At 45.6% G+C, this 25,645-nt stretch carries 17 protein-coding genes; 5 read left to right on the top strand and 12 right to left on the bottom strand.

All coding sequences use genetic code 11. The features are described from left to right. Positions 1-14: 14 nt before the first annotated feature. The 4 genes from LVD17_RS24800 to LVD17_RS24785 form a co-directional block, all read right to left on the bottom strand. A complete protein-coding gene (locus tag LVD17_RS24800) occupies positions 15-1,919 on the bottom strand; it encodes a glycosyl hydrolase family 18 protein (protein ID WP_233762428.1) in 1,905 nt (634 codons plus the stop codon). 110 nt (positions 1,920-2,029) lie between these two features. Next, complete coding sequence (locus LVD17_RS24795) at positions 2,030-3,469, bottom strand: carbohydrate-binding protein (protein WP_233762426.1); 1,440 nt, start codon at positions 3,467-3,469, stop codon at positions 2,030-2,032. A gap of 141 nt (positions 3,470-3,610) precedes the next feature. Then, positions 3,611-5,902, bottom strand: coding sequence for a beta-1,3-glucanase family protein (locus tag LVD17_RS24790; RefSeq protein WP_233762424.1), 2,292 nt, complete (start codon positions 5,900-5,902; stop codon positions 3,611-3,613). Between the two features lie 218 nt (positions 5,903-6,120). Beyond that, positions 6,121-10,521 (bottom strand): glycosyl hydrolase, encoded by a 4,401-nt coding sequence (locus tag LVD17_RS24785; RefSeq protein WP_233762422.1) that lies wholly within the window; start codon positions 10,519-10,521, stop codon positions 6,121-6,123. A gap of 357 nt (positions 10,522-10,878) precedes the next feature. On the opposite strand from LVD17_RS24785, the gene LVD17_RS24780 reads away from it, so the two are divergent. After that, positions 10,879-12,432, top strand: a complete 1,554-nt coding sequence (locus LVD17_RS24780) for an SDR family NAD(P)-dependent oxidoreductase (protein ID WP_233762419.1) — start codon at positions 10,879-10,881, stop codon at positions 12,430-12,432. A gap of 295 nt (positions 12,433-12,727) precedes the next feature. Beyond that, positions 12,728-13,501 carry a tRNA pseudouridine(38-40) synthase TruA gene (gene truA / locus LVD17_RS24775; RefSeq protein ID WP_233762416.1) on the top strand — a complete coding sequence of 258 codons (774 nt, stop codon included), beginning with the start codon at positions 12,728-12,730 and terminating at the stop codon, positions 13,499-13,501. A gap of 19 nt (positions 13,502-13,520) precedes the next feature. Here truA and LVD17_RS24770 read toward each other — a convergent pair whose 3' ends face one another. From LVD17_RS24770 to pgi, 8 genes are all read right to left on the bottom strand, one after another. Next, positions 13,521-13,904 (bottom strand): hypothetical protein, encoded by a 384-nt coding sequence (locus LVD17_RS24770; protein ID WP_233762414.1) that lies wholly within the window; start codon positions 13,902-13,904, stop codon positions 13,521-13,523. A 168-nt stretch (positions 13,905-14,072) separates the two neighbouring features. Further along, positions 14,073-15,968, bottom strand: a complete 1,896-nt coding sequence (gene serA, locus LVD17_RS24765) for a phosphoglycerate dehydrogenase (protein WP_233762412.1) — start codon at positions 15,966-15,968, stop codon at positions 14,073-14,075. Between the two features lie 128 nt (positions 15,969-16,096). After that, positions 16,097-16,513 (bottom strand): arsenate reductase ArsC, encoded by a 417-nt coding sequence (locus LVD17_RS24760; RefSeq protein ID WP_233762410.1) that lies wholly within the window; start codon positions 16,511-16,513, stop codon positions 16,097-16,099. A 56-nt stretch (positions 16,514-16,569) separates the two neighbouring features. Beyond that, positions 16,570-17,001 carry an arsenic resistance N-acetyltransferase ArsN2 gene (gene arsN2 / locus LVD17_RS24755; protein ID WP_233762407.1) on the bottom strand — a complete coding sequence of 144 codons (432 nt, stop codon included), beginning with the start codon at positions 16,999-17,001 and terminating at the stop codon, positions 16,570-16,572. Further along, the gene (arsB, locus tag LVD17_RS24750) at positions 16,979-18,025 is read right to left on the bottom strand and encodes an ACR3 family arsenite efflux transporter (protein ID WP_233762405.1); all 1,047 of its coding nucleotides are present in this window, start codon (positions 18,023-18,025) and stop codon (positions 16,979-16,981) included. Before arsB ends, arsN2 begins: the two co-directional genes overlap by 23 nt. A 63-nt stretch (positions 18,026-18,088) precedes the next feature. Then, positions 18,089-18,562, bottom strand: coding sequence for an ArsI/CadI family heavy metal resistance metalloenzyme (locus LVD17_RS24745; protein WP_233762403.1), 474 nt, complete (start codon positions 18,560-18,562; stop codon positions 18,089-18,091). A gap of 68 nt (positions 18,563-18,630) precedes the next feature. Then, positions 18,631-18,960 carry an ArsR/SmtB family transcription factor gene (locus LVD17_RS24740; protein WP_155172171.1) on the bottom strand — a complete coding sequence of 110 codons (330 nt, stop codon included), beginning with the start codon at positions 18,958-18,960 and terminating at the stop codon, positions 18,631-18,633. A gap of 137 nt (positions 18,961-19,097) precedes the next feature. Beyond that, positions 19,098-20,753, bottom strand: a complete 1,656-nt coding sequence (pgi, locus tag LVD17_RS24735; RefSeq protein ID WP_233762401.1) for a glucose-6-phosphate isomerase — start codon at positions 20,751-20,753, stop codon at positions 19,098-19,100. A gap of 698 nt (positions 20,754-21,451) precedes the next feature. Between pgi and LVD17_RS24730 the strand changes: the two genes are divergently transcribed. The 3 genes from LVD17_RS24730 to LVD17_RS24720 all read left to right on the top strand — a co-directional run bounded on the left by LVD17_RS24730 (position 21,452) and on the right by LVD17_RS24720 (position 25,629). After that, positions 21,452-21,976, top strand: coding sequence for a Rho termination factor N-terminal domain-containing protein (locus LVD17_RS24730; protein WP_233762399.1), 525 nt, complete (start codon positions 21,452-21,454; stop codon positions 21,974-21,976). A 110-nt stretch (positions 21,977-22,086) separates the two neighbouring features. After that, positions 22,087-23,064, top strand: coding sequence for an ion channel (locus LVD17_RS24725; protein ID WP_233762397.1), 978 nt, complete (start codon positions 22,087-22,089; stop codon positions 23,062-23,064). A gap of 135 nt (positions 23,065-23,199) precedes the next feature. Beyond that, the gene (locus tag LVD17_RS24720; protein ID WP_233762395.1) at positions 23,200-25,629 is read left to right on the top strand and encodes an ABC transporter permease; all 2,430 of its coding nucleotides are present in this window, start codon (positions 23,200-23,202) and stop codon (positions 25,627-25,629) included. Positions 25,630-25,645: the final 16 nt, after the last annotated feature.

The following is a 25,645-nucleotide window of genomic DNA, read 5'->3' as shown; positions in this document are numbered from 1 at the left end:
TTTGGTTGAATAGTTTACTGTTTGATAAGGCGCAGAATTTCATGACCTTCCTCAGAGTCAATTCGGATAAAATAAAGCCCTTGCTTTAAATGGGAGAGATCAATAGCCTCTCCTGAACTAACTTCTGTTGGAGGTATCACTTCATGTCCCAGAGCATCATTAATAGTTATTCGCGTATTTTGACCTTTCGTCTGTACCTGAATGGTATTGCTAAAAGGATTTGGATAAATCATATCGTTAACTATCTGATTATCAGTAGGCATGTTTTTGTTATCTTGAGCTATTCTTGCCCCTGTTGCTGATGACTGGCGTGTGATCTTCCACCAGTTAATGTTCCAGCCTCCGGTTTGTGCGTAAATACCGAAGTTGTAAGTGCCGGCATTGATATTTACCGTATGAGATACCGTAGTCCAGTTTTGCCATCCACCGGTTGAGCCAATGCTCCTGGTGCCTAATACTGTAGCTCCTGCGTTTATATCAAGTGACAACACACCACCACCATTCTGGCTGGCCACTCTGTACTCTATCAGGTAGGTACCTGAGGTCGGGATGTTGATATTGCTATAAGCCATCCAGTCGCCTGTATCTATCCAACCCACGTTCTGGCCGCCACCGGCATCTGAAGTGCCTTCGAGCTGAACGCCTGACATGTTGCTGTAGCTTTCCGCCTGTATGGTTTGTGAAAAGCCACCGGAATTCTGACTTACGATCACAGAAGTGGCAGCGTCATTGAAACTATCATCCACAAGACAGTTGTCATCGGCTGTTTTTACTACCGATGTTCCTGAGAAGTTGTCAGAAGCGTAGAAGGTGATTTTATAGCCTGATTGCACCTTAACCGATGATATGTCATTGTCAATCACACCTCTGGCCTGTAACTGCGCCAGTGTATAGCTGCCCGTAGGAAGCCCTACAGCCTGCCCGCCAAAGTCGCAATGCCTGTAAACAGTGACCGGATCATTTTGCGGAGGCGTGTCCATCTCTTCGTAAATGGCGGTTAACAGTGAATACTGATTTTGCACATCATGGTCTATAGACCAGATCATGATACCGCCGCCCTGCTGCACACCCAGATTGGTTTTGGCCTTAATGGTATTGATACCATTGTAATAATCTCCATTAAAGTAGTCGGCGTAGGGGTCGGCACCCTGGGCCAGCAATGTGCTGTATGTATTCCAGCTTGGCCTGGCGTAGAACGGTACACCCAGCACGGCTTTATTGGCGGGTAAACCCCGGCCTTTCCAATAATTCAATGCACTTTCTGCATAGCTGTAAGGCGAGTGCCCAGCACCGGCGTCCCCGTCATAGGCCATAATATTCAGCCAGTCAACGTGCTGGAACACTTCGCTGCTAATACCGGCACCGGCCCATGCAGAAGCATTGACTGCAGCGGTGAGCAGCAGGCCGCGACTATGCAAGGCACTTGAAAGCGCACTCATTAAAGCAGTGAAATTCGGATCAGGGTTTCCGTTGACAGCATCGGGAAACTCCCAGTCAATGTCAGCACCATCGAGGTTGTACTGCTGTATAAAGCTGATGACACTATTGACGAAGTTATTTCTGCCCGCGGCCGTAGACGCGAGGACTTCAAAACGACTGTCGTTGCCACCGCCGTCGCCGAGATCCCAGCCTCCAATAGCGATCAGAGCTTTTACACCCTGGCTATGGGCCTGGCTAACGACACTGTTGAGTTTTGCAGGGTTAGATACAGGCTCCAATCCACCACTTGCCGTGGGCAGCGCAAAGGAGTAATTGATGTGCGTAAGCTTGGCATAATCAATCTGGTTGGCATTGTTGACCCATGAGGTGGTATAGCCAACAATGCGCTGACCATAACCGGTTACCACCAGCGCAGAAAAGAGTAATACAAGAGTGAGCCGACTACACAGTCCGGCCCTCCTGAACAGGTAATTTTTCATAAGTTTTCACTTTTTAGGTTAGAAAAAGATTTAATTATTCCTTGTCTGCATTGGTACCCTGGTACTGTCAGCCGGCACATAAGTACCGGTGACAGCATCAGGGGTTTCTTTTATTCCTTGATAAATCTCTGAGAGAGTGCATGATCACCGCTGCCCAGTTGCAGGGTGTATTGCCCTGGTTTGAGCGATGATACATCTATGGTATTATTCACTACTTTGGTTTGTAATACCACCTGGCCAATGTTGTTAAACACCTTCACCTGACTGGAAGTACCCGCAGGTAAATGCAGCTTTAATTCACTGGCTACCGGGTTAGGGTAAAGTTTAAACTCAATGGCATTGGTTTCCTCAGTTTTAGGCGTTTCCTGCGTGTCCGAAGCGGTTCGGGCAGAGGCAGATGCCTGGCTTGTAATACGCCACCAGTTGATGTTCCACCCACCGGATTGAGCATAAATACCGAAATTGTAAGTACCGGCATTGATGTACACCGAGTGGGATACGGTGGTCCAGTTTTGCCATCCGCCGGTTGCAGGTATCCCACGGCTTCCCAGTACGGTTGCCCCGCCATTGAGGTCCAGAGACAGTTGTCCGCCATTAACACTGGCAACCCGGTATTCTACGGTGTAGTAGCCTGATGATGGTATATTGATACTGTTATAAGCCATCCAGTCTCCGGTGTCGATCCAGCCTACATTCTGGCCGCCCCCTGCGTCGGAGGTAGCTTCGGTTTGTACACCGCTCATGCTGCTATACTGCTCAGCTTCCCTGAAGACCGAGAAATTGTTACTGCCACCGCCCTGGTAAACACGCACATAGTCAACATACATGCTGGCTGGAAGTGCACTATTGTCAACATTAAAGCCCGGCCAGTTGCCACCTACAGCCATGTTGAGCAGTATGAAGTACTCGTTGTGAAATTCGCTCGTGCCGTTAACGCCATTGCTGATGTCCACAATATGGTATTGCTGGCCGTCAACAAACCACTTGATACTGTTTTCATTCCACTCGATGGAATACACGTGGTAATTGGTGACATTGGTAGCCGTGTGGCCGCCATATGAGGCATAGTTGCCGTTGTGGTCCTGCCAGTGAATGGTGCCGTGTACGTCAGGAGAGGTGTTCACATGCTCCATGATGTCTATTTCACCACAGGCAGGCCAGCCCACACTGGTAATGCTATTGCCCAGCATCCAGAAAGCGGGCCACAAGCCCAGGCTGGAAGGGATGGCTATACGGGCTTCGATTTTTCCATAGCGGAACGATTTACGCCCCTGGGTTTTCATCCTGGCAGAGGTATAGTTGAAGCCTCCGTAGTTTTCGCGTTTGGCAGTAATCACCAGTTGTCCGTTTTGAACAGTCGCATTTTCCCTACGGTAATATTGCAGTTCATTATTTCCCCATCCGGATGAGCCATTTCCGATCTCGAAGACCCAGTCGGAGCTGATACCGTTTGTAAATTCATCCTGCCAGACGAGCTGCCAGTTTTGAGCAAGGCCGAGGTGCCCGAGTAAGAGCCCTGCGATCACCAAAATTGTTGATTTTGTTTTCATGATCTGTTGGTTTTAGTTTGAAAATTTGGTTTAATCTATAGCTCCGGGCGGATGACATCAGGTAAGGCGATATAAACAGTGGCTTGCCCACATGAAGATATCGTGCCTTTGCGCTGAAATGCCATGGCCCGGATGGTTTTGCTATTCTTTTACAAATGGGACCGTTACAGTACCGTTTATGGTCTGCATTTTCATAAAATGAAGTCCTCTAGGGAGATGCCGGATGTCCAGAGTAGCCCTCGTACCCTTGGTGTCATTCACGATTAAGCTCTTTTTACCGGTTATATCGTAAATAGTGATCGCCCGGGTTTCTGCAGGAAGATTTTCAACATTCAGTTGATTACCTGCCGGGTTAGGGTATATTACTGGCTGTTTAAACTCATTTTCCGTTATAGGTTCCTCCTGTGTAGTGGAAGACCGTCTTGCGGTAGCTGATGAATTGCAGTTGCCTACAACAAAGCTCTTTTTGTTGTTCAGCGTGTTGTTTTCACCACCTTCGGGCAAGCTGTAGGTATAGTAAAAATAAATCGTTTGCCCTGCACCGGCATTGATCTGGTATGGTGTATTGGCAGATACCAAATAGCCAGGGTAAGGGTCATTGGCCGAAGTGCTGTAGTACAATATGCAGGTTGGCGAACCAACACCTGACCTTTTGGGGACAAAGGTCAAAGTAGGGTTATTGGAGTCCTCCGAGATTTCTACCGAGAAATCTGCATTTACGGATATGTTGCATCCGTCCTGAGGAGGAGTCCCTGAAGTTTTAAATGCTATCCAGTTGATATTCCATCCTGAATTGTTAGACACAAGCCTTACAGTCTGCTCTCCTGCGGAGAGGCTTACGGTAGTGCTGGCTGTAGTCCAGTTTTGCCAGCCTCCCGTAGCATTAAAACTGGTAGTTCCTTTAGATGATCCATTGGAGAAGAACTCTATCACGCCGCCTGCATCAAGGCTCGCAACACGGTATTCCACTGTGTAATTTCCGGCCTGGGGTACATTAATTTCATATTCAATCCAGTCTCCGGTATCAATCCACCCTACGTTTTCACCGCCACCATCATCGGTTGTAGCTTCCAGTTGTATTCCATTCATGTTGGTGTAAGCTTCTGCCTGGATCGTGGCAGGAATAGGAGTGGCAGTGCCGGTATCATCGTCATCGTAAGGACCAATGTTAATGATAGCTTGTGTAGGATTTGGTGTATGGACGGATGATGAATATTCAAAAACATCATCATAGGCAAAACCATAAGAAAGCTGGTCTACACTGATACCTTGCTGGTGCCAGAACTTTGCGTAATGGTTACAGGGAGAGGCCTGATAATATTGGGAAGCATCAGACCAATCCTGTAACCCTGGGTTAGGGGTATTGATATCAATGATGTGGCGGTTGAGGGCAGCACAGATCTGGGCCTGCACCAGAAGGTCAGTGGTGCCATCCTGCACTACATTATCCAATACGCCTTTTCCTTCAAAAACTTCCTGTGTGGTAGGCCTTCTGGTAATAATGGCTTGTCTGCCCAGGAACGCTGGCGACTGGCTTACCATTACAAGCTGTTCGCCCTGAACACGGCCTTTCCAGATTCCGGCGTCACCGGCATCAAATATCAGGTCTTCATTAGCATATTTGCTCCATACAGCATCTACATATGGCTTCATGTAATTTACATATGGCCCGGGTACTGGCATAGTACCTACTGAGCCGTCGGCAAATTCGGGTGTTTTAGAGGGAGCTGTGATCTCCCCGGTGGCGGGGTCAAGGCACTTCTGGAATTCTACAGGAACACTGGCCTGAAAGGCAGCCACTATTTCTTCATGTGTAGCTATTTCTCCCACCTTTTTGTAGTAGCCATCTGAGCCAGATAGTTCCATACCGATGGGGTATTGATAGGAATCAACCCGGGTTGTATTGGCAAACATGCCGTATTGGTTATTGGTCAGCTCAATGATCTCATACCGGATACCTTGGTTAGGGTCAGTGGGGTCAGTGGCATTGGGCGATGTGTAGCCTCGTTGTGCGCCGGAAGCTCCAAAGAAGTAAAAATAAAGTTGCTCTTCATAAGCGATGAATATCCGGCAGCCCTGAATGGGAGGAACCATTACCGTATTGTTGGCAATTTCACTGAGCCTCTTGAAACAATCGGCGTACAGGCCGTTTTGACCGGGGCCCTGATTGCCTCCGTAAACCGGCCCCTGAATAGTATTGTAGGCAGGGGACATGGGCAATTGAGCTCCTGTGGCAGGGTCAACCCATATGTGGTTGCTTGGTTCGGCAAGGTCTTCACCGACTACAGCTACGAAAAGCTGGTTATCGGGCAACCCTGAATGGTTTTCGATTTTAAAAGGAACGGTAACCTGCGCAATACTCAGCACAGGAATGAACATAAGCAAGAGCAGCACGGCTCTTCTGAGTCGGGTTGTAATTAAATTAGATGTCATGGGGCGTTGGTTTAAGTTGAAAATTTAGGCTAAGGGGCTTCTGCTCCCTTAGCCATGGTTGTTTTTTAATTGGTTGTTATAGCATGTATAATTTATTGTAAGTGATTAACTGTTTCCTTAAGAAAACCTGAGCCGCCATTCCCCTTTGTTTTGAACCCCTATTCAATTTACACCCAGTATAAAGGGCTGAGGGAATGACGACCGGTTTAAACTATAGCTTACTCTTTCATAAAGGATCTTGTAATAACCTCATCTTTTGATTGTACTCTGATGAAGTATAGTCCTTTTACAAGATGTCTGATGTCCAGCGATAAGTTTTTGCTGCCGTCCGTACTTTTCAGTGACTGCGTGCGGCCTGTGGCATCAAAAATCAACACTTCCGATACATCCTGAGGCAGCCCTGACAGGAATATTTTGTCATTGGCCGGGTTAGGGTATAGCCGGAGGCTTTCGCTGATATTTGTTTGCTTACTTTGCGTTTCTGCACCCATTCTGGCACTACTACTGCCACATTGCGCTACCACAAAGCTCTTTTTGTTGTTGAGAGTATTGTTCTCACCACCCTCAGGCAGACTATAAGTGTAGTAGAAGTATATCGTTTGGCCGGCACTCGCATTGATCTGGTAAGGTGTACTTGCAGATACGAGGTAGCCCGGGTAAGTGCCGTCAGGAGATGTGCTGTAGTATAAAATACAGGTCGGTGATCCAACGCCGGAACGTTCGGGAACAAAAGTCAGCGTTGGGTTGGTAGCGTCATCTGATATTTCAACGGAAAAGTCTCCATTGACTGCAATGTTACATCCATCTCCGTCGGGAGGGGTGGTTCCTGCACTTTTGAATTCTATCCAGTTGATGTTCCATCCGGAATTATTAGACACCAGTCTTATGGTCTGGTCTCCGGAAGGAAGGTTTACAGATTCGCTTACCGTTGTCCAGTTTTGCCAGTCTCCGGTTGCGTTGAAGCTGGTAGTCGCTTTGGATGTGCCATTGCTGAAAAATTCAATAACTCCGCCTGCATTGAGGCTTGCCACCCTGTAGTCTATGGTGTAATCCCCGGCTTCAGGAACATAAATTTCATACTCCAACCAGTCTCCTGCATCGATCCAGCCTACATTTTGGCCTCCGCCTGTATCGCTGGTCCCTTCCATCTGAATACCACTCATGTCAGTATAATTTTCGGCCTGAATGACTGCCGGAATGGGTACCCCATTGGAGGTTTGCTCGTCAGTGGTTCCACTCACCGAAACTCTTTGCGACACTGCGTTCTCACTGTCACGGGCATTAACCCCCATCTGGTAGGTGGTATTGGATGTCAACCTGGTGAAGGTGTAGGAGGTTGAAGAAACATTATCAACCAGCGTGTTATTCAAATACACATCGTAGCCGCTGAGGTTATTGTCAGGGTCTGTGGAGGCATTCCAGCCGATGGTAAGGCTGCTCGCAGTTGTGCTGGTGACCTGAATACCGGTTGGTGTGCCGGGAGGGCTGTTGTTCCCGTCCAGGTTACCCGTTCTGGTAAAAGTGAGCCTTCCAAGGTTATATACACCTGAATTAAAGGTTACACGGATGATGTGGCTTCCTGCGGGTATGTTAATATCCGTGGCGGTCACTGCCTGGTAGGTGTCCCAGTCTCCCGTAAGAGGTGTGGAGTTAATAGTGGCTACGGGATTGCAGTCCATATCAATGCTCAGGGATCCGCTCATTCCGCCTTCTGAGGCTTTTGCAGCAATATTCAGGGCAATGTCATATTTTCCTGAAGTGGCATTGATGCTGTATTCTACCCACTCCCCGGGAGCTATCCACCCGATGGAAGTGCCTTGAGAGGGTGAGGAGGCAGCATCTACTTCATCATCTGTACGGAAATTGGCCTCATAAATGTTGGGATTGGTATCGTAGTAAGAAATACCATTGCCACCCGCATCATACAGACCGGATTCGAAGGTGCCGGGTATGGTATGAGGGGAGGAGTAGGGCACTTGTGTTCCCAAACCCACTATGACCTGGAAGACATTACTGACTTCGAAAGCTGATCCGCTGTAGGCCCTGGCCGTGTAAGTATAAACACCGTCGGAGGAGAAAGATTGCTGCAACTGGTACGGAGCAGCGTTATCAGTACCTACAGAAGCACCGTTTCTGAAAAACTCAACGTATGAAACACCAGAGCCGGTGACATGGGCCTCCAGTGTGAAATTGCTGTTTACGCCGGAAGTACATGGCTCCGCTACAATTCCTGGAGCTGATATGGAGATAGAAGCACCGGTGTCTTTGCTGGTTGCCATTTCTCCTGCCGGAACATAAAGTGTGGCCCCGTCTGAAAAATGAACGGTAATGTCAGTACTGCCATAGTTATGGGCTACGTACGTTCTTACGCCGTCCTTTTCAAATACACCGGCTATCGGGTAGTCAGCGGTTATTTCATCTGCCACGTGGCCAAGGGCATTCATGGAGTGAAGCCAGTGGTAAGTCTGGGCATCGGAAATACCTACTTTTACATCCCTGCCAGTATAACTGTTGTACAGGCTTATGGCCTGGGCAGGATCAAGGAATGCGAGGAAGCTCCAGTAGGTGTCGTACCATAAATTGGCATTGGGAGTATTGCTCAGCACTTCTGTTTTTGATTTCATACCATTCCAGACTTCCTGAACATAATCCAGGTCATAGCCCATGTACAAAGCACCTCCGTGGATGGGGTAAAGCTGAATACCATAAGAGGCGGCAATGTCTGATGTCCACCAGGTGCCGTTGTCATACCCGGCGCTCCATATTCTGGCGATCATTTCGTGGGCATATTCAGGTCGGAAGGTCCTGTCGTGGATGTCGAACCAATATTCCTGTATGGCAGTCACCTCGGTGGTATATAGGTAAATACCCAGGTCACGAATCTCGGGGTTGTTGGTGATAGTGCCCCAGTGGATCAGTGATGCATTGAATTGCATGGATTCGGAAGTTGATTCCTGGTCATTGCCGAAAGGCTCCGTGGCGAAGCCATTGGCCCAGGCGTGGCCGGCATAAGGACTGAAATTTCTCAGGAAAGGAAACATGTTGTCTGTTCTGCTCGGGTTTCCTGCATCTCTGATCAGCATGTTGATCATAGGTCCCCAGTTATTGGCCCAGCCTGGCCTGAACTGCTCCAGCGCTGAGGCTGCATGGATGAAGTACCCCCAGTGAAAATGGTGATCATTAAGATTGCTGTCCTGACTGTGTCCGGCGGGGTAGCCCAGAAGAGCATCCCAGGTATCGTTGTAATAAAACATAAAAGCCACTTCGCCACCTTCCACGGTCAGCCAGTCTTCAAGGCGCTCCTGAACGGTATCCAGCAGTTGGTCCCGTGCTGCAGTATTACCAATCTGGTCGGCAATACGGGCAGCCTGGATCAGCCGGTTCATATTTTGCCCTTCGTTGTAAGAGTCTGTCCAACCGGGAAGTCCATCGCCTTTAATGGCATTTACTTTATCATTCAGACTGCCAATGTCAAAGCCATTGCTGTATTTGGCCAGATTAGGCAGGGTAGGGAGTACGCCACTGAATTTGTTGGCTACAGAGAACGTGTTGCCCCCAAGCATTTTAAGTTCACCTCTCACAGTGTGGTAAGTGGCCAGATTCGGCTGGGCAGATCCTGCTCCAAGATGTGCCCACTGATGAGGCAGGAGTCCCAGCAGAACTTCGTTGTAGCCACCTTCTTTAACGTCCGGAGTAACGGCAAAAGTCGTGGTTACCATAGATGTGTTTTCATTATAATTCCAGTCTACAGTTGTATTGGCCGGGAATACATAGGCGTACCTTTCGTAGTTGGCTATAAAGCTGTTGATATCCATGCCCGGAGGTACCAGGGCCATTGACCAGTAGTTTTTTCCTGCCAGTGATGAGGTAAATACTCCTCCGCTACCTGACCATGTTGAGCCTGCGGGGCCAAAAACCACATAGCTGGAATTATTCATATTGTTTTGGATCAGCAACTTGTTGCCGGAAACGGTTACACCGGGAGCATTGAAATTGACCTGTACCTGAGCAGTGTTGCCCGAGGCTTTTGTGAAATAAACGAAGGGCATACCCATACCCATGGTAGCAGAGAAGTTGTTCCCTCCGGAAGCCCAGTTGGCTGTCACGGTCCAGTCGGAGTAGTCAGCAATGGTAGACCGGGTAGCATTAAGCCCGGAGACACCTACTTTAATGGCATCTACAGCACTCATAGGTTCCCTGTATTCATTGGCGGATGAAGCCAGGGGAATGGTATAGTTGACCACAAGGCCATCCGTTTCTGATCTAAAAGACAAAGGGTAGTTAAAAGCCTGTCCGCCATGGTCGTTTTTAATCAGGTTTGACCACCAGTCATTCGTAGGGACTGGTTTATTGGCAGCAACTCCTGAAAGTTGCGGCGCGCCTGAGGGAAAGGTATTTCTTCCTGCCTCATCCGTGCCGGGAAAACTAGTAGTGTAGCTGCCGCTGCCTACAGGTACGACCTGGGCCTGAACTGTAAAGCTTAAAAAAGCTAAAAGGATCAATGCTAAAGCCGCATTTAAGGCCTTTGTAGCTGCAATCGTTTTCTGTAAAAATTTTAAAAAGATATCATAGGGTGGCAGAGTAAGGAAGTGCCACCCGGTACATGAAGTTGGTTTCATAGGTTTGCGGGTTTGGGTTGAAAATAAATTCAAACTCAAGTTCGTCCCTATGATCAATCTATGAAAGTAAGCGGCTACTACAAATACTCAAAGGCGGGGTGTACAATACCTCAACAAAAATACATCAACAAATATGAAAATTGCTCTCCAGAGCGTATATAGGGTGATTTTGATTTTAACGTTATTCACCGGCTCTAGGAAACATTTGTTGAGGCGACATTTGAAGTGCAAATATATTTTCACATTCGGGCACCTATATTTTCTTTTTTTAGTTTATGGCAGAATGGAGATTTTATATAAAAATCAGACTGGACTTTAATTATATTCGCGGATTAATTCATATAGCTAATTTTTTGAATGAGCAATGAAACAGCAGAGGGAAAGTTAACCCTTCAGGAAGTAGAGCATTGTCTTTACGTGCTGGAAAAACTTAACGCCGACAGTGGGCAGTTTATTGCCTTGCCGGAAGATAAACGGGTGGCTTTGCTAAAAGCCGCAGGTATGTTGTCCAGGCCTGACAGGGATGAAGTCAGAAAGCGGCATAAACTTTCCAAACAATATCAGAGACAGTTGCAGGTACAGCGTGACCGGGAGGCTCGGGCTGCTACCGGTATCAGGTCTGCCAGAACGGCCACTGTGTTTACCGCTCCGAAGCAAATAGCCGATGTTTCGCAGCTTGATGAGCTACAGACCGAACAGGTGCTAAGCTCGGCACGCAATTGTTATGTGTGCAAAAAGGAGTACACCCAACTGCACCACTTTTATGATGCCATGTGCAAAGAATGTGGTGACCTCAACTATTTTAAGCGCTTTCAGACTGCCGACCTCACCGGGCAGGTGGCTTTGATCACCGGATCGCGGTTAAAAATAGGTTACCAGGCCACCTTAATGATGCTGCGCGCCGGTGCTACAGTGGTGGCCACCACAAGGTTTCCGGTTGATTCGGCTCTCCGGTTTTCCAAAGAAGAAGATTTTAATACCTGGGGGCATCGCCTGCATATCCACGGGCTTGACCTGAGGCATATCCCGAGCGTTGAAATATTCGCCACCTACATTGAGCAGCATTATGACCGGTTGGACATTCTTATCAATAACGCTGCACAAACGGTAAGGCGTCCGGCAGGTTTTTATCAGCATATGATGACCCATGAGGGTCTGCCTTATCATGATTTGCCTGATGAGGCCAGGGTGCTGCTCCATAGTCATCATGATTGCCTTGACCAGCTAAAAAGTGCTGGCGTGGTACACCTGGGTAAGAACAATTCCCTGCCGGTGTCATGGCATGGCAATGAGCCGGGAGTAGGGCTGAGGGCATCCGCACAACTGTCGCAGATCCCTTACAGTTTTGATCAGTCCCTCGATGTAAAGGAAGTCTTCCCCGAGGGGCAACTGGATGCAGATCTGCAGCAGGTAGACCTCAGGAAAACCAATAGCTGGAGACTGAGGCTGGGTGAGATTCAGACACCTGAAATGCTTGAGGTGCAACTGGTTAATGCCGTGGCTCCATTTGTGCTATGCAACCGGCTGATCGCCATGATGCGGCGTGACAATACCGGGCAAAAGCATATTGTTAATGTGTCTGCCATGGAAGGAAAGTTCCACAGGTTCAAAAAGGAAGACAGGCACCCGCATACCAATATGGCCAAGGCGGCGCTCAACATGCTCACACATACTTCAGCCAGCGATTTGGCTAAGGATGGGATCTATATGAATGCAGTTGATACCGGTTGGGTTACTGATGAAGATCCGGCAGAGCTTGCCAAACACAAAGAGAAGGTCCATGATTTTCAGCCACCACTGGACATCGTGGACGGCGCTGCCAGAGTATGTGACCCGTTCTTTGATGGTATCAACACTGGCTCCCATTGGAGTGGCAAGTTTTTGAAGGATTACTTTCCGATTGACTGGTAGGTTTGGAGCTGGAGGTCGGAAGACCGGAGAGCGAAGTTATTGGTGTTTAGTGATCGGGTAATCGGTAAACGGTAAAATTAATAATCATTGCGTGGAGTGACGTGCGAGCGACAAAGCAATCCCCTCATTATGAGCAGCCAACCGAATTCGAAGCGCTAAATCAGTTCCTGCTCCGAAATTGGGGATCATTTCGTCGTGCCTCCTCATGGTGACGGTTGCTGAATTGCTTTTCCAACAGGAAATGATGAATGGTAAACAGGCAACCGGCAACCAGTAAATCCTTATCTTCGCAGGCATGCGGAAGTACTTTTATCTTGTTGAACTTCAGTTTTTGGGTTTCAGGTATCATGGGTGGCAAAAGCAGCCTAATGTAAAAACTGTTCAGGGCATGGTGGAAAAGACCCTGATTTTTATACTTGAACACTCCAACTTCAGAACGCTGGGTTCTTCCCGGACTGATGCCATGGTTTCGGCTAATAACTTTGCCTTTGAGCTCTTCATGAAAGAGCCGGTTGATACTGATTTTCTGCTGGAGCAGTTAAATATCAACCTGCCTAATGACATCAGGGCTTTAGGTGTGGAGGAGGTCTCGGAAAATTTCAATGTGATCCAGGATTCGAAGGTTAAGGAGTACCTGTATCTGTTTTCATTCGGCGAGAAGAACCATCCCTTTTGCGCTCCTTTTATGGTTTATATGAAAGAACATCTGGATATAGAGCTGATGAAGCAAGGGGCTAAGCTTTTTGAGGGAGCCCATAACTTTTCCAGTTATTGCTATAAGCCTTCGGAGGAAACCATACTACAAAGGGAGTTATTGGTTTGTGAAATTCGTGAAAATGATGTTCTTACCGCTAATTTTTTTCCTGAGCATAGCTACGCATTACATGTGCATGGCAAAGGATTTTTGAGGCACCAGGTGCGGCTCATGATGGGGGCGCTTTTTGCCCTGGGCAAAGGAGACATTACCTTGGAGGATATTGAAAAGTCATTGCAAAACAGCCATACCGAGGCTCTGAGTTTTATGGCACCGGCATCGGGTCTCATGCTCAATAACCTGCATTATGAGTGAGGGAGCTCAGTGGCTTTTACTAGCTTTTGACAGGGTGGGTAAAAAACACCTTTGCAAACAGCACAGCAAAAAGGGAGTAGGGAATGGTTGCTACCCATAACCAGGCAGCAGCAGGCATAACCAATGCAGCTTTGACCAGTGCAATGCCACCCACGCCAAAATGAATTACATTGCCCATCGTTACCGGCCTGTAATAGATGCCACCCATTATGTTTCCCTTGGCCATCCAGTTGAGCATACCGAAAGCCATATACAACGCTGCCATCATCTGGATCAATAAAACAGATATTCTGGTTTCTTCAATTCGGGCCAGGGCAAGTATTTCCTGGGGGAAGAATGAGGCCAATACACCAATTGCTCCAAGAAATACAGCGCTTGAGGCCATAAGAAGTTTGGAATTCATAATTCTGTTGTTAATTTATTTCCAAAGTAGACCTTATCAATAAATATAATGGAAAGGATTTTAATAAGCGGATGATATTGAGGGGCGAAGCCCAAGCTTTAGGAGGGGATTGCGACTTCGGAAACTTCATAGCTCCCGAAGTCTGCTAATGGGATAAAGCTTTATCAATTAATACAACACTCGGAACTTGATCGTATGATCAATGCTTCTAAGAGACTTAATCAACTCTTTGTCGTATTCCTTATCGATATCAGTGATTACATAACCGATAACCTCATTGGTTTTCAGGTATTGCCCTACGATATTGATGTCATGGTCTGCCAGCACCTTATTAATCCTCGCCAGAACGCCCGGCATATTTTCATGGATATGGATCAGTCTGTGAGCATTCTCCAAAGTGGGAAGCTGCAGGTTAGGGAAGTTGACACTGTTGGATGTGCTTCCGGTATTGATGTAGTCCATGATCTTATTGGGCACAAAGTTCGCTATGTTCTCCTGGGCCTCAATGGTGCTACCACCAATATGAGGAGAAAGAATGGTATTGGGCAGATTTCTCAGCTCAGAAACAAACTCTTCATCATTGCTCTTAGGCTCCTGAGGGAACACATCTACAGAAGCTCCTGCCACTTTACCACTTTCTATATTTGCCTTCAAGGCAGCTATATCTACCACATGTCCACGGCTCAGGTTGAGGAATATCACCTTGTCTCTCATCATTTCAAACTCCCGTTCACCAATCATGTCCTTGTTTTCAGGGCGTCCGTCTACATGGAGGGTTACAATGTCTGCCACATTCAGGAGTTCTTCAAGAGAGCCGCATTTTCTGGCATTACCCAGGGCCAGTTTTTCTTCAACATCATAGTAATACACAATGAGTCCCAGAGATTCTGCTAGTACGGATAGCTGGGCACCGATATTTCCATACCCTATGATCCCCAGGTTTTTACCTCTGATCTCAAAGCTTCCTTTGGCGGATTTGTCCCACTTGCCCAGGTGCATGGAGGAGGAACGGTCGAAAAGCTTCCGCATTAATACGATGATCTCAGCTATGGCCAGCTCAACTACCGAGCGGGTGTTACTAAATGGTGCATTGAATACGGCAACTCCTTTTTTCAGGCATGCTTCCAGGTCTATCTGGTTGGTGCCAATACAGAAAGCCCCAACGGCGATCAACCTGTTGGCTGACTCAAGAACACGTGCTGTAACCTGCGTTTTTGACCGGATACCCAGTATCGATACGTTTTTGATCTTTTCGCAAAGTTCGTCTTCGTCAAGTCCGGCAGGATATACCTCAACATTATAGCCCTCATGTTTCATTAGTTCAATGGCGCGTGGGTGTACATTTTCCAGCAACAGCACATTGATCCTGTTTTTAGGGTAAGAGATAGCAGTGTTCATTTTGTTTATATATAAAAATTCATCAAGACTGGGAGTAATGTGGTCGGCTTTTTCAAGGATGTTCTGGCGTTCCACATTTTCGGTAAAAGCATAAAATTTATTGGCCAGACCCGCGGCTTTGATCTCATAATCGGTATAACCGTCACCGATTACATATACATCGCCCTGGAGGTTCAGTTTACGCAGTTGTTCTACTTTACCATTATTGGATGAAAGGGCATTGTTGCGGTCATAGCCTATTATTTTCCCGCTTTCATCAAACTCAAATGAATTGGCAAATACGTTTTCCGGCTTCACATGGTATTCGGAAACAATAGGAACTATAAAATCCCTGAAGCCATTGGAGATAATAAATATCCTGTCGGAATGTTTATCAAAAAACTCCTTGTTTCTTTTGAAGCTCTTGGAGACATGCTTTTTAAGTTTCTCTACCAAAGGATCCAGGTCCTTTTTGTGGGCATCAAGGAGTGCCAGGCGTTGTTCCAGGGACTCACGTAAATTCAGCGCCCCACTCATGCCTACATCAGTGATATCTTTGATCTTTTGGATACGGTCATCCTTTTCAGGATGCCCTTCAAGAGAGATTTCTGCCAATACGTCCAGGGCCTCTACCTGAGTGAACGTACTGTCAAAATCTATGACGAAATTTTTCTTGCCGTTTTGCATTGCATTTGAGGTTACAGGACGAAATAAAGGGATTAATTTTCCTTATAAAAGAGTTTGTCAATAAAAAATAAACAGTTTCAATCCGCAACCGATTGCAATCATCGGCTTAAAGAAGTTACCCCTGAGTTTTACTTCAGGTGTTCTTTCACGAAAGCCGATGAATAGTCTTTGATCATCTGTCTGACTTCTCTGAATTTATCCAAAATCTCGTCCTCACTTCCTGTCGCTTTGGCAGGATCAGGAAAGTTGTAGTGAAATTTTTCGGCCGAAGAGGGAAAGTAAGGGCAGCGTTCTTTGGCGTTGTCGCAAACCGTGATCACATAGTCGAAAGGTATGTCCGTATATTCATCAATATGGTTGGAGGTATGGCCGCTGATGTCGATACCATCTTCTTTCATAATTTTAATGGCTCTGGGGTTTACCCCATGGGTTTCTACGCCGGCACTGTAGATCTCCGCTTTGTTATTTGCAAAGTGTCGCAGGTATCCTTCTGCAATCTGGCTGCGACATGAGTTGCCGGTACATAGTACTAGGATTTTCGTCATAGCTTAGTTTTTATAGTATTGAGATATTAGACTTTAGTATTGAGATATTTTAGTGGTTATAGTGATAGTGACATGCATACTGCGGATGCAGGGCATAAGTGTTGAAATTCTTTGCTTTGTTTTACCGGTGAGGGCACCTGCTCACGGTCGGTAATTTCGAATCCCAACCTGGCAAAAAAGCCTTCTGCTGTTTCTGTTAAAATAAAAAGTTTACTTAGGTTAAGATTTTTGGATTCTTTGATCATTTCATGAATCAGGCGCGTTCCTAGCCCGTTTTTATGTTTTTCGGAGTTGACGGCAACTGATCTCAGCAAGGCATGGGGGCCGTATATTTCCAGTGCAGCTATGGCTTGTAGCCTGCCACCGTTCAGGGCTCCGATCACATGAAACTGTGAAAGGTCAAAATCCTCGGAAGGAAGGTTGCTCTCTTCCAGTAATCCTAGAGCCTGATCTTCATATGAGCTGTCAAGCTTTTTGAAATCGATCATAATATTTTCTTTTAAGCCAGAATGAAACATGTACCAAACCTATTAAAGCAGGAACTTCAACCAAAGGGCCTATTACTCCTGTAAAAGCCTGTCCGCTGTTGAGTCCGAATACAGCAATGGCTACAGCAATAGCCAATTCAAAATTATTACCTGCTGCCGTAAAAGCAATGGAAGCATTCTCATCATATGTTGCCCCCATGGCCTTGCTGATGAAAAACCCGATAATGAACATCAGCGCAAAATAAATCAGCAGAGGGATAGCTATTCTGACAACATCCATAGGTATACTAACGATAAGTTCTCCTTTCAGGCTAAACATAACTACAATCGTGAATAGTAAAGCAATGAGCGTCACTGGGGAGATGGCAGGTATGTACTTTTCGGTATACCATTTTTCTCCTTTTATCTTTACCAGAATGACCCGGCTCAGTAAACCGGCCATAAAAGGTATGCCCAGGTATATGGCAACGCTTTCCGCAATTGTAGCAATAGAAATGTCCACTATGGCACCGTCAAACCCAAAGTATGGGGGAAGGACGGTAATAAATACCCAGGCATAGAAGCTGTAGGCAAATACCTGGAAAATACTGTTGAGTGCCACCAGGCCCGCACCGTACTCACTGCTTCCCTCGGCAAGGTCGTTCCAGACCAGTACCATGGCAATGCAGCGGGCCAGCCCAATGAGAATGAGGCCAACCATGTATTCAGGATGGTCTTGCAGGAAAATGATAGCCAGTACAAACATCAATACCGGGCCAATGATCCAATTGAGCAGGAGTGATATGCCGAGGATTTTGACATTTCTGAAAACTTCCGGGAGCAGCTTGTAATTTACTTTTGCCAACGGAGGGTACATCATGAGGATCAGACCTATGGCAATGGGAATATTTGTGGAACCTTTGGTAAATGAATTGATGAAGGTGGACGTGGAAGGGTAGGCGTAACCAAGCCCTACGCCAATGGCCATGGCCAGAAAGATCCAAAGGGTGAGATAGCTGTCTAAAAAGCTGAGTTTTTTCTTCATGATTTTATTATGCTATTGTTTTAGGTATAAAAATATCCCCGGAGAATTTCCGGGGATATATATCTATGCGCAGCAGGAGGCACTTTCATCTTCCACAGCTGAGCTTTCAGGAGCGCAGCAAGCCCCTTCTTCGGCATGCTTTTCGTCGTTTTCCTCCACATCTTCCATAAACTGGTAAACCTCCCATTTGTAGCCGTCGGGGTCAGTAACCCAGAACTTGTCCTGTTTGGCGTAGCAGCATTTAACTTCTTTCTCCACATCAATGGGGAGGTCGTGGTGCATGGCGTTGCCCAGCCGTCTTTTTAGCTCCTCAGGGTCATTGACCTCAATACCAAAGTGGATAAAGTCAGGCTTGACCGGTTTGGGTGATTGTATGAAAGATATATTCAGGGATGGGGCATCGAGTAAAAACTTGGCGTAATCCTTTTTGGTTTTTACCGGCTCCTTTTCAAAAAATTTCGAATAAAAGGCTATAGTATTTTCAATATTTGAAACATAATAGCTGGCATGTACTCTTGGGAATGTTGTCGTTTCCATAATCTTCGTGTAAAGTTAGAAATTAAAATGTTATATCGTAATATTACGATTTAAATGAGCAAATTTTTTTAGCAGCAGTTGTTCTTGCTGCTATAAGATTCGAAAAGATCACCTAACAGGTTTTTTGCCTTAAGCCATGTTACCTCATTGATACAGTAACAGACACTTGGCCCTTCAATGGTACCTTTGATAAGTCCTGCTGTCTTAAGTTCTTTCAAATGCTGGGAGACCGTGGATTGTGAGAGAGGCAGTTCGTCAACTATGTCTCCACAAACGCATGAATTGGTCTTCACCAGAAATTGAATGATTGCAATCCTTGCAGGATGACCCAGTGCTTTGGCCAGTCTGGCTATTTCGTTCTGCTCTGCTGTGAATTTTTCTATCTTGGATAAGCCCATAATTTCTTAATCGTAATTTTACGATAAATGTTTCGGGTACAGTAAAATTCTTTCTAACTTTTTTTGATCAGGCACTCATCATACCTCTGAAACGCTTGCAGCAAAATGGCTGATAAATGCCTGACCTATATGATATTTTATTCGTTTCTAAAGGATTTATAGCTATTGATCAACCCGTTTGTAGATCCGTCGTGGGAGCTGACAGCTTCCTTGCCGGATAACTCAGGCAGTATTTTCTTGGCAAGTTGCTTGCCAAGCTCCACACCCCACTGATCAAAACTGTAAATGTTCCAGATTACCCCCTGTACAAAGATCTTGTGCTCATACATTGCTATCAGGCTTCCCAGTGTTCTGGGGTCAAGTTTTTTAAACAGGATGGAGTTCGTGGGCCTGTTTCCTTCAAAAACCTTGAAAGTTTTCAATTCATTGATCTCGCTTTCCGAAAGCTTTTGGTCTTTCAGCTCGCCTAGTACCTCTTCTTCTGTTTTTCCGTTCATCAGAGCCTCTGTTTGAGCGAAGAAGTTTGCCATCAGCTTATCGTGGTGGTCGCCAAGCGGATTATGGCTGATCGCAGGGGCCAGGAAATCGCATGGGACAAGCTTTGTACCCTGATGGATCAGTTGATAGAACGCATGCTGTCCGTTGGTGCCAGGCTCTCCCCAGATGATAGGACCTGTCTGGTAATTCACCTTTTTTCCATTCCTGTCTACATACTTTCCGTTGCTTTCCATATCGCCCTGCTGGAAATAGGCCGCAAAACGGTGCATGTATTGATCGTAGGGTAGCAGGGCGTGGGATTCAGCTTCGAAAAAGTTGTTATACCAAATACCCAGCAACGCCAGGATCACCGGGATATTTTGCTCAAAAGACTGGTTTTTGAAGTGGTTATCCATAGCATGGGCACCCTCAAGCAGCGCTTCAAAGTTTTCATACCCGATGGTGCAGGCTATGGAGAGGCCAATGGCAGACCATAAAGAGTAACGGCCACCGACCCAGTCCCAGAAACCGAACATGTTTTGCGTATCGATACCAAAATCCTCCACGGCTTTGTCATTGGTAGAGATCGCTACAAAGTGCTTTTTGATATGCTCTTCATCTTTGGCGTTTTCCATAAACCAGTCGCGGGCACTATGCGCATTCGTCATGGTTTCCTGCGTGGTGAATGTCTTGGAGGCAATCATGAAAAGCGTTGTCTCGGGGTCAACTTTCTTTAAAGTTTCTGCTATATGCGTGCCGTCCACATTAGATACGAAGTGTACCTCTATTCCAGATTTTTGATAGGCTTTCAAGGCCTCGGTAACCATTACCGGCCCGAGGTCGGAGCCACCGATACCTATGTTTACTATGGAAGTGATCTGCTTGCCGGTATATCCTTTCCATTCCCCGCTGAGTACGGCTCCGGAAAATTGCTTCATTTTTTCCAGCACTGCATTAACGGCAGGCATTACATCTTCTCCGTCAACTTTTACCGGCTTGTTTGACCTGTTTCTTAAAGCGGTGTGCAATACAGCACGACCTTCCGTTTTGTTGATGGGCTCACCGGAAAACATAGCATCAATGGCCGCTTTAAGGTCCGTTTCTTTGGCCAGTGCCAGCAGGTTATCCCGGGTTTCTTCAGTTATTCTGTTTTTCGAGAAGTCCACCAGTATGTTTTCAAACCTAAGGCTGAACTTTTCAAAGCGGTCTGCATCGCCGGCAAACAACTCCTTCAGGTGAGTAGATTTAATGCTATTGTAATGGTTTTCCAGTTTTTTCCAGGCTGAGGTTGTGGTTGGGTCTGTTGATGGAAACATGTATCTATAGATTTTATCGTTCAAATTTGTGCAGGCGAATTTAGCAAAGCCTGACGCTTAATAAAAGCCTGCATAGGCAATCTAAGTTAAGTTTTTATCAACAACAGGTGAGGTGTTTTTATGTTTATAGGCTATTGATAGTTTTTACAACGTTTGAAATGGATGAAAACCCCATAAAGAGAGAGATACTCATGGGAAAAGGTGCTCGCAAAAAAGATTCGTTATTTTCATCTCATTAGCATAGTCACGATGGTTTTCCTTATTGGAATAGTCTTTAGAGAAGGTCTGTTTTCAATGCACCGTATATTCATCTATCAGGTCGAAGGGATGCGGGCAACATCCTTTTCTGCGTATTATAAGTTGTTATGAAGAATCATCATGAAAAGTACCTGCAAAAGGCTCTTTTATGGCATGACGCAGACTATCCATCCAATAGGTAAACTATTTCCCTCAGGCTTCATCGTAATACAGCAGGCTTGAACCAGGACTTTATATGCAAGACAGTCACCATTTTTATAGAGCCTCTTTTGCTCAATATGTCACTTGCCAATACAAAAACCGAACTGGTCAGACTTGTTTTCCCGGGTACTGGCTGTTGAGTTTATGTCCTGACCATGCATTCTGCTCCGCTTGAGTGACTTAGGCTAACAAAAATTACTTCCTGGTGTTTTTAATAATGAAGTTAAATAAAGATAATTATGAGAGGAAAATTAAATAAACACGGAAAATATGAGCTGTTTGAGACCACTAACGGGCATCAAATATTGGCTCTTGATAATAAAGAATATTATGCATTGGTAGAAGGGCAGAAGGGAGACATCATTGTCCACTCCGACGCTGATCACAAAAGGCAAAAGACACTACAAAAGGGAGAATTCTATCTGGCCGATTTTGAAGACGATCCTGAGTTCAGGGACCAGCCGCATCTGTTTATGGAGAAGGGTAAGCATTATACTGAACTCATTCTGCCTAACGGATTACCTACCCAAAGCGACCATCAGAAGAAGCTGGTGAGGACTGATGAAAAAATATCTAAAGGCACTATCAAAGAACATATTGAAGGCAAGGGTAATAAGGGTACCGAAAAGCAGTATGAGGATAAACCGGAAGGACTGAGGGCCAAAACGAAAGATGAGCTTTATGAAAAGGCGAAGGAAAAAGAGATTGAAGGACGTTCTAAAATGAACAAGGAAGAGTTGGTTAAACATCTGAAAGACAAATAACAAGTAATATAAATATGGCATCTGCCAGTTTGATCGGTCCATGAAAAAGCACATTAATCTCGCTTTTGTGGTAGTGGCTAGTGTGAAAATCATTTAAAAACACAACCAGAATGTACGATTATACCTGTTTGGTCGCTGGGGTAGTGATCCTGGCCATTATATACTTTGATTTTTTTTACACCACTTTATCAGGAAGCGGTTTTACTTTTTTAACCAGTACCTGTGCTTCAGTTACACATAAAATAATACTGTTGGTCGCTAAGATTACCGGTAGAAAGTTATTAAGCATATCGGGCATGCTGGTCAATTTGGTTATCCTCACTATGTGGGTGCTGTTGGTCTGGGCGGGCCTGTTTCTGGTTTATTCTTTTCATCCATCCGGTATACTAAACAGCAATAACGAAGTAGCCACCTCTATTCAAAGACTCTATATGAGTGGATATGTCCTTTCCACACTGGGTATGGGTGATGTGAGGCCAGTGACTCCATTTTTTGAAGTCATTACCAGCTTCTTCTCTTTTTTCGGGTTTGCCTTTTTCACCACATCTATGACCTATCTGCTATCGGTTTCATCAGCAGTGATCCAAAAGCGCTCTCTTGCACTTTCTATAAGGAACTTTGGGAAGACCCCTTTGCAGGCAGTAACCAGTTTGGTGCGTATGGATGACAATCTTCGGTGCTATCAGCTATCCAGCCTGCAGTCAATGATCAATAAACATTCTAATTTCTACCAGGCTTATCCTGTTTTGCATTATTATCATCATATGGGAGTGGATGCTTCCCTGGCCGTTAATGTAGCCGTACTTGATGAAGCTTTAAGTATTATCATGCATAGTGAAGGTTCTACTAAGCTCGGTCGCGAAGTAGAGTCGCTGAGAGCAGCTCTTGATGATTTGCTTGAGCACCTGAAAAACCGGTTTGAAGAGGAGACTGATTATACTCCTGACATAAATTGGTCCTCTTTAGACCTTCCGAAGGGGCTGGCCGGCAATGGGTTTTCAACAGGAAATAATTTGAAACACAGACGTCGGATTTTAGGTGGTTTGCTAAGAAATGAGGGTAGAACCTGGGATGAGGTTTATGTATAATCCGAAATTAATGGACTGATCAGTAAACCCTTACCACAATTTTTTTTCGCCCACGCTGTAACTTTTGTAGTTGACCTGCAGTCTAAGCGTCAGGTCAAAACTCCGGAGTGCCAACTCCGCCTAAACAATAACAATATGCTGAAAAATTACATTAAAGTTGCAGTAAGGAACATATTCAAACATCGGGTATTTTCTTTCATTAATATTTTTGGTCTCGCTGTGGGCATGTCGGTGTGCATGCTCATTATTATGCTGGTAGCTGATCAAATGATGAATGACCGGCATAACCCAAATCGGAACCGTATCTATCGGGTAAATTCTTTGCCTTATTTTAATGGTAATAAGCAGCAAAAAGGAAGCGAGACTGCCACCACTTCTTTACCTGTTCGCGATGAGTTACTGAATAACTACACCGGAGTAGAATCAGCCGTGAGGTTGGTTCGTGGGTTTGGAAATAACTGGATACAACTTGAACCTGGCAATGATATCAATATTCCGGTAAGCGGTTATTTTGCAGATCAGGGTGTTTTGCAAATGTTTGCATATGAGTTGCTGTATGGTGATGAGGCTACGGCCCTGGTTGAGCCATATTCCGTAGTGTTAACAAAAAAAGCAGCGGAAAAGCTCTTTAAAGTCGAGAACCCGGTAGGAGAGACGCTGAAAGTGGGCGAGCTGGGTACCTATAAAGTAACAGGCGTACTCAGGGAAACTGAAAACAAGTCGCACATAGTGGTGGAGGCATTTGCCAGTATATCTACCCTCACAAGCCTGCAGGCTGCCGGTGTATTTGATAACAAAAGCGAAGACTGGTATAACTTTTATTCCGGTTGGGTTTACATCATGATACAGGAAGGAAAAACGACCGGTGATATTAATGCCCATCTGGCCAAAATACATGACGATCATTTTTCAAAGCTACCCACGCCGGAAACCACCGCTGTTACCTATCAGTTGCAGCCGTTACTGTCGATTACACCCGGTCCGCTGGTCAACAATCCGATAGGCCCTTTCATGCCTTGGGTTATTATTTACTTTTTGTCAGGCCTGGCAGCCATTATTCTGGTCACCTCATGTTTTAATTTTACCAATTTGTCCATTGCACGTTCTATGAGTCGAGCCAGGGAGATTGGCGTACGTAAAGTTACCGGGGCAAAACGGTTTCAGATTTTCACGCAGTTTATCAGCGAGTCCGTCGTTATTTCTCTTTTTGCACTGGTGCTGGCCCTGATGCTGCTCGTAGTACTCAAACCATTCCTTCTTGACCTGGCGTTTACAAAAGCCATGCACTGGAGTATTACTGCCAATTACATGGTGTATGCCATATTTGTAGTGTTTGCGCTTGTGGTTGGCATTTTAGCAGGTATGTTTCCGGCAGTGGTAATGTCAGCGTTTAATCCGATAAAAGTGCTGAAAAGCTTTAACAGCACAAAGCTGATGTCAAAAATAGGTATGCGCAAAGCCTTATTGGTAGTGCAATTTTCATTTTCTCTGCTATTTATACTTACAGTTATGGTTATCTATAATCAACTGGATCTTTTTCTCTATAGTGATTATGGGTTCAACCCCAAGCATAAAATTGTGATACAGAAAGGGGATACTTCGTACGAATTGCTAAAGACAGAGCTGTTGAGCCAAAGCAATATTACCAGTGTTTCGCTGGCTTCTCATATGCCATCAGCCGGAGTTGTGTTTGATGAAGAGTTCAAAAAGGATCTTGACGATGAAACATGGACAGACTTAAGATATTTTGCTGTAGACGAGAATTATCTGGAGAATATGGAAATACCACTACTGGCGGGCAGGTTTTTTACCACCGAGGCCGAAGGTTCCAATAAGAGCACGATTGTAATCAATGAGACTGCCGTTGGTGCGCTTAATTATGCATCTGTAAGTGAAGCTCTGGGGCAAGTAATTATAAGTAAAAGAGATTCGAGTAAAATGCAGATTATAGGCGTGGTTAAAGATTATACACATGAGATGGCTGCAGAGAAACTTCAGCCTATGGCTTTGATGTACAGGCCCGAAGAGTTTAGTTTGTTTCAGATCGGCTATTCAGGAGAGTATGATCAGGCATCGGCGTTGGTTGAGCAGTCCTGGGCAAAAGTAAACCCGGGTTTGAAAGTAGAGATCCGGGATTTCGAAAGTAAAATGGGCGAGCTGTATGAAATACTTTTTGGTACCCTCATAAAAGTAGTAGGTTTTATAGCCACACTGGCAGTTATTATTTCTTGCCTTGGCCTGTTGGGAATGGCTACGTATACTATTGAAACGCGCAAAAAGGAAATTTCACTTCGCAAAGTGCTGGGAATCTCTAATGGTTCACTGGTTTACACACTGTCTAAAGGTTATATGATTATATTATTGCTGGCCGTGCTCATTGCTGTACCTGCAGCCTACTTCATCAATACACTCTGGCTGGAAAATTTCAGCGCTCATGTTACAGTGGATTTCCTAACCATTATCATTGGCGTATTGATCCTTATGATACTGGGTGTACTCACCATAGGCTCACAAACTATTCAGGCTTTGTTTGTGAATCCGGTGGATAATTTGAAAAATGAGTAACATGGCTCCAAACCAA

The sequence above is a fragment of the Fulvivirga ulvae genome, from assembly GCF_021389975.1.
In the GTDB taxonomy this organism is placed as follows: Bacteria; Bacteroidota; Bacteroidia; order Cytophagales; family Cyclobacteriaceae; genus Fulvivirga; species Fulvivirga ulvae.
Note: the sequence above shows the minus strand (reverse complement) of the source record. Positions and strands in the feature narration are given on the sequence as shown.

Coding starts and splice junctions, on each gene's coding strand:
- LVD17_RS24800 (WP_233762428.1), bottom strand. CDS start 1,919: ATGAAAAATTACCTGTTCAGGAGGGCCGGACTGTGTAGTCGGCTCACT.
- LVD17_RS24795 (WP_233762426.1), bottom strand. CDS start 3,469: ATGAAAACAAAATCAACAATTTTGGTGATCGCAGGGCTCTTACTCGGG.
- LVD17_RS24790 (WP_233762424.1), bottom strand. CDS start 5,902: ATGACATCTAATTTAATTACAACCCGACTCAGAAGAGCCGTGCTGCTC.
- LVD17_RS24785 (WP_233762422.1), bottom strand. CDS start 10,521: ATGAAACCAACTTCATGTACCGGGTGGCACTTCCTTACTCTGCCACCC.
- LVD17_RS24780 (WP_233762419.1), top strand. CDS start 10,879: ATGAGCAATGAAACAGCAGAGGGAAAGTTAACCCTTCAGGAAGTAGAG.
- truA (WP_233762416.1), top strand. CDS start 12,728: ATGCGGAAGTACTTTTATCTTGTTGAACTTCAGTTTTTGGGTTTCAGG.
- LVD17_RS24770 (WP_233762414.1), bottom strand. CDS start 13,904: ATGAATTCCAAACTTCTTATGGCCTCAAGCGCTGTATTTCTTGGAGCA.
- serA (WP_233762412.1), bottom strand. CDS start 15,968: ATGCAAAACGGCAAGAAAAATTTCGTCATAGATTTTGACAGTACGTTC.
- LVD17_RS24760 (WP_233762410.1), bottom strand. CDS start 16,513: ATGACGAAAATCCTAGTACTATGTACCGGCAACTCATGTCGCAGCCAG.
- arsN2 (WP_233762407.1), bottom strand. CDS start 17,001: ATGATCGATTTCAAAAAGCTTGACAGCTCATATGAAGATCAGGCTCTA.
- arsB (WP_233762405.1), bottom strand. CDS start 18,025: ATGAAGAAAAAACTCAGCTTTTTAGACAGCTATCTCACCCTTTGGATC.
- LVD17_RS24745 (WP_233762403.1), bottom strand. CDS start 18,562: ATGGAAACGACAACATTCCCAAGAGTACATGCCAGCTATTATGTTTCA.
- LVD17_RS24740 (WP_155172171.1), bottom strand. CDS start 18,960: ATGGGCTTATCCAAGATAGAAAAATTCACAGCAGAGCAGAACGAAATA.
- pgi (WP_233762401.1), bottom strand. CDS start 20,753: ATGTTTCCATCAACAGACCCAACCACAACCTCAGCCTGGAAAAAACTG.
- LVD17_RS24730 (WP_233762399.1), top strand. CDS start 21,452: ATGAGAGGAAAATTAAATAAACACGGAAAATATGAGCTGTTTGAGACC.
- LVD17_RS24725 (WP_233762397.1), top strand. CDS start 22,087: ATGTACGATTATACCTGTTTGGTCGCTGGGGTAGTGATCCTGGCCATT.
- LVD17_RS24720 (WP_233762395.1), top strand. CDS start 23,200: ATGCTGAAAAATTACATTAAAGTTGCAGTAAGGAACATATTCAAACAT.